Source organism: Acinetobacter sp. YH12097 (assembly GCF_013419225.1).
In the GTDB taxonomy this organism is placed as follows: Bacteria; Pseudomonadota; Gammaproteobacteria; order Pseudomonadales; family Moraxellaceae; genus Acinetobacter; species Acinetobacter amyesii.
In genome coordinates this window covers 109,406-121,290 of the sequence record NZ_VPAN01000006.1, presented here as the reverse complement: position 1 = coordinate 121,290, position 11,885 = coordinate 109,406, and the positions used below count along the sequence as shown (strand labels likewise).

General features: G+C 37.3%; 10 protein-coding genes and 1 pseudogene. 9 read left to right on the top strand and 2 right to left on the bottom strand.

Annotation, left to right across the window (positions count from 1 at the left end; genetic code table 11):
* Positions 1 to 126 (bottom strand): annotated as a pseudogene (locus FTU37_RS04690) (helix-turn-helix domain-containing protein); the annotation flags it as partial.
* Between the two features lie 119 nt (positions 127 to 245).
* Here FTU37_RS04690 and FTU37_RS04685 point away from each other — a divergent pair.
* From FTU37_RS04685 to FTU37_RS04660, 6 genes are all read left to right on the top strand, one after another.
* The gene (locus FTU37_RS04685; protein ID WP_373686273.1) at positions 246 to 1,307 is read left to right on the top strand and encodes a restriction endonuclease subunit S; all 1,062 of its coding nucleotides are present in this window, start codon (positions 246 to 248) and stop codon (positions 1,305 to 1,307) included.
* Positions 1,294 to 2,367 carry a DUF4917 family protein gene (locus tag FTU37_RS04680; RefSeq protein ID WP_180123888.1) on the top strand — a complete coding sequence of 358 codons (1,074 nt, stop codon included), beginning with the start codon at positions 1,294 to 1,296 and terminating at the stop codon, positions 2,365 to 2,367. The genes FTU37_RS04685 and FTU37_RS04680 overlap by 14 nt, the downstream gene beginning before the upstream one ends.
* Before the next feature lie 10 nt (positions 2,368 to 2,377).
* Positions 2,378 to 5,479, top strand: a complete 3,102-nt coding sequence (locus tag FTU37_RS04675; protein ID WP_180123887.1) for a type I restriction endonuclease subunit R — start codon at positions 2,378 to 2,380, stop codon at positions 5,477 to 5,479.
* Between the two features lie 233 nt (positions 5,480 to 5,712).
* Positions 5,713 to 6,324, top strand: a complete 612-nt coding sequence (locus FTU37_RS04670; protein WP_180123886.1) for an OadG family protein — start codon at positions 5,713 to 5,715, stop codon at positions 6,322 to 6,324.
* The gene (locus FTU37_RS04665; RefSeq protein ID WP_180123885.1) at positions 6,314 to 6,817 is read left to right on the top strand and encodes an ImmA/IrrE family metallo-endopeptidase; all 504 of its coding nucleotides are present in this window, start codon (positions 6,314 to 6,316) and stop codon (positions 6,815 to 6,817) included. The genes FTU37_RS04670 and FTU37_RS04665 overlap by 11 nt, the downstream gene beginning before the upstream one ends.
* Before the next feature lie 12 nt (positions 6,818 to 6,829).
* Positions 6,830 to 7,933 carry a beta family protein gene (locus tag FTU37_RS04660; RefSeq protein WP_180123884.1) on the top strand — a complete coding sequence of 368 codons (1,104 nt, stop codon included), beginning with the start codon at positions 6,830 to 6,832 and terminating at the stop codon, positions 7,931 to 7,933.
* On the opposite strand, the gene FTU37_RS04655 is transcribed toward FTU37_RS04660, so the two are convergent.
* Positions 7,882 to 8,625: a sce7726 family protein gene (locus FTU37_RS04655; protein WP_180123883.1), complete on the bottom strand. Its 744-nt coding sequence runs from the start codon at positions 8,623 to 8,625 to the stop codon at positions 7,882 to 7,884. The two genes, FTU37_RS04660 and FTU37_RS04655, sit on opposite strands and share 52 nt — an antisense overlap.
* A gap of 499 nt (positions 8,626 to 9,124) precedes the next feature.
* Between FTU37_RS04655 and FTU37_RS04650 the strand changes: the two genes are divergently transcribed.
* The 3 genes from FTU37_RS04650 to FTU37_RS04640 all read left to right on the top strand — a co-directional run bounded on the left by FTU37_RS04650 (position 9,125) and on the right by FTU37_RS04640 (position 11,880).
* On the top strand, positions 9,125 to 10,540 hold the full coding sequence (locus FTU37_RS04650) for a methylenetetrahydrofolate reductase C-terminal domain-containing protein (RefSeq protein WP_180123882.1): 1,416 nt from the start codon (positions 9,125 to 9,127) through the stop codon (positions 10,538 to 10,540).
* 187 nt (positions 10,541 to 10,727) lie between these two features.
* Complete coding sequence (locus tag FTU37_RS04645) at positions 10,728 to 11,138, top strand: hypothetical protein (RefSeq protein WP_180123891.1); 411 nt, start codon at positions 10,728 to 10,730, stop codon at positions 11,136 to 11,138.
* Positions 11,139 to 11,235: 97 nt separating this feature from the next.
* Positions 11,236 to 11,880, top strand: a complete 645-nt coding sequence (locus tag FTU37_RS04640; protein ID WP_180110512.1) for a HEPN domain-containing protein — start codon at positions 11,236 to 11,238, stop codon at positions 11,878 to 11,880.
* The last annotated feature ends 5 nt before the right edge of the window (positions 11,881 to 11,885 follow it).

The window sequence follows — 11,885 nt, the reverse complement described above, 5'->3', positions numbered from 1 at the left end:
ACCTTCAGAAAGCCAGAGAATAGTTTGGGCACGTTGTCTTTCACGCCAATGTTTTGCATGCTTGGCCAGAAAAATGAGTCGTTCTCGCTGTTCTAAACTAAGTGGTACAGAAACAATTCGAGGCATGGGTGAACATCTGTTAACTAAAAAAACTTTTTCGCATGATTAGTTATTTTTGTCAACTTAATGTAAAACAGCCATTAAATGCAGTTCTACTGTCTTCGGTTGCAATTTTAAGACCGAATTTGAATATATTAGATTCAGATTTTTTAAAATACTATTTATCTTCGAAAGAAGTTATTGAGTATTTTAAAAGTAACTTTATTTCAGGTGCTGCAATTCCTAGAGTGGTCTTACGTGATTTTAGAAAAGCACAGATACGTTTGCCGGAATTAAAAATACAAAGAAAAATATCTAAGATTCTTTCTGATCTTGATGAAAAAATTCATCTAAATAATCATATCAACCAAACTTTAGAATCTATTGCTCAAGCTATTTTTAAAAGTTGGTTTATCGACTTTGATCCTGTCCGTGCCAAAATTATAGCAAAACAAGAAGGGAACCATCCTGAGCTTGCTGCGATGTGTGTTATTAGTGGTAAAAGTGAAGTTGAGATTCAGCAAATGTCTGATGATGATTTTGCTGAATTACAGGCGACTGCTGCATTGTTTCCTGATGAATTGGTGGAAAGTGAATTAGGGGAAGTGCCGAAGGGGTGGGTGGTTTCAACAGTTGGAGAACAAGTCCAAACAGTTGGAGGAGGGACGCCTTCAACTAAGAATGCTGATTTTTGGGATAATGGAATTCATCATTGGACAACACCCAAAGACTTATCAAATTTAACAGATAAAATTTTGTTAAATACAGAAAGAAAAATAACAGATATTGGACTGAAAAAAATCAGTTCTGGAATATTACCAAAAGATACGGTGTTAATGTCATCTCGTGCACCAGTTGGTTATTTGGCTCTAGCTAAAATTGAAGTCGCTATTAACCAAGGTTATATAGCAATTTTGCCAAATACGAAATATTCGGCTGAGTATTTAATTCAGTGGTGTGAAGCTAATATGGCTGAAATCAAAGGGCGTGCATCAGGTACAACATTTCAGGAAATAAGTAAGAAAAACTTCAGGGAAATTAACTTTATTCGCCCAGATGAAAAAGTGATTGCTGTTTATACTAGAACAGCTAAAACGCTATATGATGAAATTACATTAAAAGCAAAAGAAAAGCAGAGTTTAATTAATTTAAGAGATACTTTGTTGCCGAAATTGTTGTCGGGTGAGATTGAGGTTGAAAACCTTTGATATGCCAAAAATATATGAATGGTCTGAGATAAAAGACGAATTTACGGACTCTTTGCTGGTAGGTAACGGTGGAAGTATGGCTTTAAGCAATAATTTTGTTTACGAGTCACTTTATGAAAAAGCCACAGAAAAAGAAAATTTAGATCAGGCGACCCAACAGGTTTTCTCTAAATTTTATAAAGATAGTCATGACTTTGAGAGAGTCTTATATCGATTGTGGCAAGCTAATTATATTAATCATTTATTTAGTGTTTCTGATGAAGAAAAACAAAAAATAAAAGATGGTTATAACTTAATACAAAAAGCCTTACTTAAAGCAGTTAAAGATATTCATCCTAATCATAGAGAATTAAAGGGTCAGCTTTTTTTGGTAGGTAAATATCTTTCTCATTTTAAGACTGTATTTAGTCTTAATTATGATTTAATTATTTATTGGTCAATGTTGGAATATAATGATCAATATAAAAATGTCTTAAAAGATGGATTTATTATATCTGATTCATTAATTTCTAATTCTAAAGTATTCGCGAAAAGCAGAATTGAAATATTGAAAAAACCTTACAATGGTAATAATTCAGCTACATTAGTCTTTTATCCTCACGGAAATTTAATTCTGCATAGAACCAAAAGTAAAGAGGGGAAAATCCAAGGTCACAAATCGATTTATAACTCGATTTTAGAAACCATTGCAGATTTTTGGCAAGAAAATAATTCAATTCCACTGTTTGTTAGTGAAGGTACTTATCAGGAAAAGTTAGAAGTAATTAGCTCATCTAATTACCTTTCTTATGTTATCCATGAGGAACTTCCTAATGGGGGGGACTCTTTGGTTATTTATGGTTGGGGTATAGGTAAGCAAGACACACACATTCTAGAGCAGATTGCTAGAGGAACTTATCAACAGATCGCTGTATCTGTGTATAAAGGCAATAAAGAAGATGAACAAATAGATCGAGAAATAAAAGAAATTGTAGAGAGAATAATGTCTACTGCTAAGCATATTGATGAAGAAAATATTAAGTTTTTTAATGCCCAAAGTGTGGGTTGTTGGAATAATTAAGAGTTAAATCATGAATGAAACACAATTAGAAAATCTCTGCCTCGATTGGTTCGCTGAAAATTGCTGGGAAGTCGTTCATGGTATTGATATTGCGCCCGACAGCAGTAATCCTTTACGCAAAGACTATAAACAAGTCTTAATTGAATCAGACCTACATGCTGCATTTGAACGATTAAATCCACACTTGCCTATGAGTTGTTTTGAGCAGGTTTGGCAAAAACTGAGCAAGCCTGAAAGTTTGGACTTAGTCATTAATAACCGTACTTTCCACCGTATGTTATTGGAAGGTGTATCTGTCACCTATAAGAAACAGGACGATTGGGTGCATGACCATGCCTTCTTGGTAGATTTTAATCATGTAGCAAACAATCGCTTTGTGGCGATTAATCAATTTACTATTCTAGGCACCAAACAACCTAGACGCCCTGACATCATCTGCTTTATCAACGGTATTCCTTTTGCTGTATTGGAACTAAAAAGCCCAACTGATGAAAACGCGGATATTTGGGATGCCTTTAACCAGCTGCAAACCTATAAAGAAGAAATCTCGGATTTATTTGTTTATAACGAAGCCTTGGTAGTGAGTGATGGCGTAACAGCACGTGTAGGCTCACTGACGGCGAATCAGGAACGCTTTTTGCCGTGGCGTACGATCAAAAATGAAGATGATAAACCTGCTTTAGAATGGGAGCTAGAAACGGTTGTTCGAGGCTTCTTTGATCGAGAATTGTTCCTAGATTACATTCGATTCTTTGTGTTGTTTGAAACAGATGGCGAAAAGACCATTAAGAAAATTGCAGGCTACCATCAGTTCCATGCGGTTAGGGAAGCGGTACAAGCGACCATTGCAGCAGCCAATCCGAATGGGGATAAGAAAGCAGGCGTTGTTTGGCATACCCAAGGCTCGGGTAAAAGTATCTCCATGTGTTGCTATGCAGGTAAACTATTACAGCAGTCTGCCATGCACAACCCAACTTTGTTGATCGTGACTGACCGTAATGACTTGGATGGACAACTTTTTGAAACTTTTAGCAATGCTCAAGAACTATTAAAACAAACCCCAGTACAAGCCAATAACCGCGATGAGCTGAGACAGCTTTTAGCTGAACGTGAGTCTGGTAGCATCATCTTTACCACAGTACAAAAGTTCGCATTGCTAGATGGTGAGAGTGAACATCCATTATTGAATGGACGCCACAATATTGTTGTGATGTCAGATGAAGCACATCGTAGCCAATATGGTCTGAAAGCAAAACTAGGTAACGACGGCACATACAAGTTTGGCTATGCCAAGCACATGCGCGATGCCTTGAAGAACGCGGCTTTTATTGGCTTTACTGGAACTCCGATCTCAAGTGAAGATAAAGACACTCGAGCTGTCTTTGGAGATTATGTTTCTATCTATGATATTCAGGATGCCGTCGATGATGGTGCAACCGTCCCAATCTACTACGAGTCACGCTTGGCAAAGCTAGATATTAATCAGACTGAGATTGAAGAGTTATCTGATCAAGTCGATGAGGTTGTAGAAGATGAAGAAGATGTTGGTAACCGAGAAAAGACTAAGAGCGAATGGAGCCGACTAGAAAAGCTGGTGGGTGCCACACCACGGCTGAAACAGATTGCTGCGGATTTAGTCGCACACTTTGAAGCCCGTACCGAAGCCACGGCGGGTAAAGGCATGATTGTGACCATGAGCCGCGAAATCTGTGTCCACCTTTACAATGAGATTATTGCCTTACGTCCAGATTGGCATGACCCTGATCCTGAAAAAGGCAAAATCAAAATTGTGATGACAGGTTCAGCTTCAGATAAACCATTGTTACAGCCACACATTTATAACAAGCAAGTCAAAAAACGTCTTGAGAAACGCTTTAAAGATGTGAATGATCCTTTGCAGTTAGTGATCGTGCGCGATATGTGGCTTACAGGTTTTGATGCACCATGCACGCATACCATGTATATCGACAAACCGATGAAGGGGCACAACCTCATGCAGGCCATTGCACGTGTGAACCGTGTCTTTAAAGATAAGCAGGGTGGACTAGTTGTTGACTATATCGGTATTGCTAATGAATTGAAGCAAGCCTTAAAAACCTATACCGATGCCAAAGGTAAAGGGGAACCAACATTACGTGCAGAAGAAGCTTATGCGGTTCTTGCTGAAAAGATGGATGCCATACGAGGAATGTTTGCCAAAACCAATGAACAGGTAGGCATGGATTTAAGTGCTTACGAAACTCAGGCACACCGACTGATTATCCCCGCAGCTAACTATGTGCTGAGCTTGAAGGATGGTAAAAAGCGTTTTCTTGATTTAGTTCTGGCAATCAATAAAGCCTTCTCTTTATGCAGCACCTTGGATGAAGCGAAGAACCTGCACAAAGAAATTGCCTTTTACTCAGCCATTAAAGCGGTCATTAGCAAGCATACCTCTGTAGATCGTAAACTGTCGCAAGCTGAAAAGGACAGTACGCTAAAACAGATTCTGGATAATGCTGTCATTGCTGATGGCGTAACAGATGTCTTTGCAATGTGTGGTTTGGATAAACCCAATATTGGCTTGCTTTCAGATGAGTTCTTAGAAGATGTACGGCAGATGCCATATCGTAATTTGGCAGTTGAACTACTGGAAAAGTTACTCAATGACGGCATTAAAGCAAAGACACGAAACAATGTCGTGCAGGAAAAACGCTTCTCTGATCGTTTGCAGGAAACCTTGAGGAAGTACAATAACCGAGCGATTGAAACATCTCAGGTCATTGAAGAACTCATTCAAATGGCAAAAGAATTTCAGGCAGAGATGCAGCGAGAAGCATCACTTGGGTTAAATCCAGATGAAATCGCTTTTTACGATGCCTTGGCGAATAATGAAAGTGCGGTCAGAGAGCTTGGAGACGATACGCTGAAACAGATCGCCCGAGAGATTACCGAGAAACTCAGGAAGTCAACGACAGTGGATTGGCAGGTTAGGGATAGTGTGCGTGCTCAGCTGAAAATATTAGTACGTCGTACTTTGCAGCGTTGGAAGTACCCACCTGATAAAGCAGCTGAAGCGATTGAGTTGGTGATGAAGCAAGCGGAGTTGTTGTCGAATGCTTGGTCAAAATGAAAATATAAGTCCCAATTTAAGTTGTTAAATAGTAAACCTTATATGGAACAAGTGTATCAAAATAGACTTCTTCCATATTTTCATTATTTAACTAATATTTTAGTCACCCTCTATGTTTGTTGTGGCAATGTATTTGCTATGTAATACTTTAAGATATTGAATAGCATTTTTGTATGGATTAAATTCATCAGAAAAATTTGTTAAAGTAAGATTTTATTAACTAATAGATAAAAATGAATTTTAGACTACTGATTTGTATAATCTGTCTTCTTATTTTGGGAAAGTCAGTTTACGCTAGCCCTGATGGATTATTTTCATATACGAATATTGCCAATCAAAATGTTAATGAAGAAGTATCATTTGAAAAAGCTGACAAGGAAGATTTGCTTAAAATCATTAAGCTCCAACAGGACAACTTGAAAAAGATAGAAGCAGATTATCAAATTCAGAGCTCCGATTTAAAAAAGTTGCAAGAAGATTATCTTGACATCAAGCAAACATTCGCAGTGCAAGATAAATCGGATGAACTCACTAGCTTTTCTGGTTGGGCTAGTATTTTGCTTACTAGCGTAGCAGTGATAGTGACTGTCTTGGGTGTGATTATTGCTATTATCAGCTTCTTTGGATTTAAGAGTATTGGTAAGCAAGCTGAAAAAGCAGCTGAAAGAGCAATTCAAGAAAAACTAGATAGTATAGCCATAGCAGAGTTTGAAAAACTCGTAAATGAAGGTCGTTTAACAGCACCAATTCATAGTGCTGTAGCAGCTTTTTTGCGAAATGATAGACAAAATCAGGATGTAACAGTATACCCGGAATTAGAAGGTGATCTACAAGATGAAGATTAATGTTACAGTTTCAAACGAGTGGAATTCTCTTTGTTCTGAATATCAACAATTACTAGAAACGCATCAAACAACTTATCCTGTTCAATTGGGGGCTATTGCTAAAGCACTGGGTATAAAAATTTTAAGCTCTACATTACGCAGTGATATCTCTGGAGAAATTCGTGAAACAAATGGTGAAGTAACAATAAAAGTAAACAGACATGATGCTAAGACTAGACAGCGTTTTACTGTTGCTCATGAGTTAGCACATTACTTTTTACATAGAGACTTATTGAAGGATGGTATCGTTGATGATGTCTTATATCGTTCTTCTCATTCTACTTATATAGAACAGGAAGCCAACAGATTAGCAGCAGATATCTTAATGCCTATACATTTACTAAATGCACTAGTTTTACAATGTAATCATGAAAAAGAAACTTCTAGAAAAATTGAATATTTAGCACAAGAATTGAATGTTTCTATCACAGCGCTAAAGATTAGGCTAGGGTAGATTAGGTAAATCATGAATAATTTTGAAAGTATTAGATATATCCCGATCTTACATCTTAAACCTGCTGAGATGGCTGGTATCCAAGAGTTGCCGAATATAGATAAGGATCTGATTTCCCCTTTATTTGTACTTAAAAGATGGGTAGGGTCTCGATCGTTCGATAATACGATCGAAAGAGTCCGATTAGCTTTTCCGAATCGTCCTTGTTTTGTAGATCTAGATTATGAAAATCTACAAAGTCTTGAAAGTAAAGGTGAGGAAGGCAACCATATAGAATGTTTAGCCAAGATGCGTACATTATTTGATTCTTCGAATGGATACGAAAACTGGTGCTCATTCATTTGTGAGCATGAGAACTTTATCCCTACTATTTTATTACAGGATTTAGATGCTCTTGAAAGTCAACTTGATAAATTTATTAGTATAAAACGGAATTTTTTAATCAGACTTAAAATGTATCAGCTGAATAATAATGAATTTAACACAATTATTAAAACATTAGTAAATCCCAAGTACGTCGATGAAGAATATATACTTATGTTGGATTACGGCGATGTAAATAGACTTAACTATATTGATGCTGATAGATATATAGCTCTTTTAAAGCAATTAAAAAAATTACTATCAAAAGTGTATCTTTCATTTTCTGGAACCTCATTCCCATATGATTTTGCTGGCTCAGCCAAAGGTGAAATTCCGATCTATGAGCGTCTTATTTACAATATGATCCAGAAAGAAATGAAGGATACAGCGATTATCTATTCTGATAGGGGGAGCACGCGTACGTTTACACAAATGGCATCTGGTACACCTCCACCACGTATAGATTATGCTTTGAAAAATGATTGGCGTTTTATCAGAAAAGAATCTAGAAGTGGTGACAAAAAGGATTTATATGCTGAAGCTGCTATTGAAATGATGGCTAGTGAGTATTGGGACGCTAATCTCAGATTGTGGGCTGTACAGATGATTGAAAAGACCGCAACTTATGATGATTATGGGATTGGAAATCCAAATAAAGCGACTGCTGTTAGAGTTAATTTACATTTATATCAGCAATTGCATTATTTGGAGGATGTATCGGATTTAAGTACTGATGAAGAATGGATCGATTGATGATTTAACTCATTCTCAAGCTTATGAAGGTTGGCGATTAGCACATCCAATTGAGATGCGATATTGGTTTCATTTCGAGTGTTTGTAGGTATCTGCTTTTTAAATAGATTCGATGTAATCGCCTCCTCATTTAGAATATTTACTTTTTCGAATCTTTTCTTTAAAGATAGAATGGTGTACTGACGAAGCTTGTTTTTTGGCAGCAATAAAATTTTTTTTTCTAGATCGGTTCTTTTGTTGCTAATTATTATCTTATTTTCTTTTGCAATGCGTATTAAGTCTTTCATTGTCATGAGCTGAATCATGCTAAGCTTATCAGCAGCCTTGATAAATTTACCTTTTTTTATGACTTTAACATCATTAGTCTTATCGTCTAACTCCAATAATGCAACATTGTTCGGTATTAACAATAGTGCTTTTTGTGTATGTCTAGGAGTAGTGATGACTGTCACTTTGTCAAAGTATTCTAAATATTTATCAACTTGATCTTTCAATCTCAGTAATGTGTCGCCATCACTCTTTATTTCATATGCAAAAATCCCATTTTCTTTTATGAGTGCAAGATCGACTCTCCGAGAGAAATCTCCAATATTAAACTCATTTATTAGAGTATCATTTTTATCAATCAAGCCTTTGGCTATTAGGTGATTAATTATCAGAACTTTCAGTTGGGGTTCAAGATTTCTAGTCATATACAAAAAGCTAAATTAATCGTCAAAGAACAAGTATAATGGAAAAAAGATTATGAAAAGAATAAAAAATTACTCCAAATCTACGCCATTTAATTTAAATTAATTTTTAAGTTATTGATATATATGTGTTATAAATTTTATGTCGTCCAATCCATCATTGGCGCAACACTAATTCGTGGTTGAAGTTTATTTTCAATGGGTTGGAGATCAGTCATTAAAAAAACACGCCTTAAAAGAACAAGATGGAAGAACGAAATGGAAAATGGTGAAGAAATACCAAAAGCTGTCTGAAATACGATGAAAAAAACCGCATTTCAAGACGCGCGCAATATTAGCATAAATTGTGGTTTGGGGCATGGTCTTGCTAGCGTGACATATTCAAGGTCAGGCTAGAAAAAGTCGGAAGTGTGGCTTAAGTAATTTAAATTTTTATGTGATTAATCTATAATTTTATAAACCTTATTGTATGGTTTCTCAGCAGATTTAACTGCCTGCCTTTATGTCTTTATTTTCCCAATATCTATTGCAACGCCAGTTTTGTATCTCGTTTGAATATCTAACGACGCAAAAAACGCATCTGGTCCCAACGACATTTGCAGGCTTTCCTGTGTGCATGACATTGGCTGACCGAGTACAAAGTGACACGGATATTGCTCCTTTAGAAGCAATGCAAGACTACCCTCAAAGCATTGAAAAAATTCTGCATTATTCGGGGAAAGGTCGAGATATCTCAGATTTTCAAACTTTTCTGAAAGATGCTCAGCAGCACGGGGTAGAGAATTTACTTTTGCTCAGTGGTGATAAACTCAAGCAGCATCAGGATGGGGCAAATGATCCGACTCTACGGAGCCGTTATTTAGAGTCGGTCAATCAAGTCATGGCAGCCAAAGACTATGGCGGGTTTTATTTAGGGGTAGCATTTAATCCTTTTAAATATGCAGAAGCAGAAAAGGATGCGCAGTATTTTAAACTGAATAAAAAAATTCAAGCTGGCGCTGACTATGTGATTACACAGTTGGGCTTTGACATGGATGTGTTGAGCAGTTACCAACGCTATATGCAGCAATATTATCCACGTATACCTGTATTGGCTTGTGTCATGCCGCTGACATTTGCCCGTGCCCGTTTTATGGCCAAGCAAAAAGTCGCAGGCATCGTGCTTTCAGCAGATGTATTAAATTTTTTGCAACAAGAACAGCAAACTGATGTCATACAAGCTGAACAAAATGTCTATGCTCGCTGTGCCTTACAAATTTTAATGTGTCAGCAATTGGGCTATGCAGGGGTTCATTTATCGGCTTGCCATAAAGCAGAAGAACAAGAGAAGTTGCAAAAAGCAATTCTGCAATTTGCCACATTAACGTTTGAACAATGTTTAGCAAAATGGAAGATGCTTTGGCGCTCTAGTGTCGATGTGAACTTCCACCCGACGGGCGCAAATAACCATAAGGCTCCAGTTGAACAGGTTTTGAAATATAAAAGTATGCATGTCATGCATGAGTTATTTTTTAGTTCAAAACTGGCCAAAGGGGCGGGATCTTATATTTTTTCGGCCAAATTATGGCAAAAACCGAAAGCTGATGCGGCCTTGCTGAAAACAGAATTTATCAGTAAACATGGCATCGTGGGTTGTGAAAGTTGCGGACAATGTCGTTTAGGTGAAACCTTATATATTTGTCCTGAAACCTGTCCCAAAGGATTAGCCAATGGACCCTGTGGTGGCTCCAACCTTGACCGCTGTGAGTTTGAAGACCGTGAGTGTATACACTCGGTCAAAGCGCGGTTGGCGAAAGCCGTCGGTCAAGAAAAAATGCTGAAGCAAGAGCTCATCCCTACCGTTGCAATTGAAACTCGCCACAGTAGCTCTTGGAAAAACTGGTTTGTTCCACCGAATTCGTCACCAACAGAACAATAATTCACTTAAAGCATTATTCAGTCTAAAACCTTCATAAAGGTGATTCTTTCAAGCGCTAATCATTCTAAAAATCAGACGAATAGTCGTATAAAAAAATGAAAAAGATGAAATAAACAATTAAGATCAACAGCAGATGAAAATCAAAAATTAAAAATAGAAATGTGAAGAATTTGGGGAATACCACATGATGAAAAAGACCTGCTTAGGAATAGCTTTAGTTTTCACATTGTCAGGCACAACAGGCTGTTCAGTTGTCATGGCAAGCAAGCAGCCGAGCAAGAAAAATACTGAAATGATTCAACAAGGGCTGTCTCGTAACGTGGTGATTGCTGAATTTGGCGCACCGATCACCTCTGAATATAAAAATGGCAAACGCCATGAAATTTATACCTTTACCCAAGGTTATTCGACTGCCAGTAAAGTCGGACGTGCATTTTGGCATGGTGCGGCAGATGTGGCGACTGTGGGTTTATGGGAGCTTTTCGGAACACCTGCCGAATCCGTTTTTAATGGAAAGAAAATGTCTTATGAATTGATTTTTGATGAAAATGATCTGTTAGAACGTTATACCTATCTCACACAAGATGAGACCAAATAGTTGAATACAGAGATATTTTGATTGCATGCCGGTAAACAATTGCGCTAAGTTCAAATGGTAGAAAAATAAACGAATTATCCATTGGAATTTAGCAGGCATGATGCTACTTGAAGAAATATTTAAAAGTAAAAAGTCGGAACATACCGACCAATTTAATTTACGCATTCATCGAGGTTTAAGTTGGCTGAAAAAGTCAATTGATCTTCAAGATGATCTCGATTTGCAATTTATAAGTTTGTGGGTGTCCTTCAACGCAATATATGCGCAAGACTTACAGATTGCGCAGGACAAGCAAAGCTTAAGGCAGTTTTTATATGTGATCTGCCAAAAGGATGCAGAGCATAAAATCTACAATATTTTATGGGAACGTTTTAGTCAGCCGATACGGTTGTTTTTGGATAATCCCTATGTTTATCAGGGATTTTGGGATTATCAAAATCAAAAAATTAGCCATGATGCATGCAAAGAGGGCTTGGCGCATGAAAAACAAAAAGTACTGCACGCGCTTAAAGAAAAAGATTCCGTTGATATTTTAATGGTGCTGTTCAATCGCATGTATACGCTACGCAATCAAATGGTTCATGGCGGCGCGACCTATAAAAGTTCGGTCAATCGGAAACAGCTTCAAGATGGCTGCACAATACTGTCGGCACTCTTACCGGTGTTTATGGTGATTCTTTTGGAAAATGCAGAAACCTTGGATTTAGGCAAACCCTTTTATCCCGTGGTGCAGGTCAGTTAATTTGC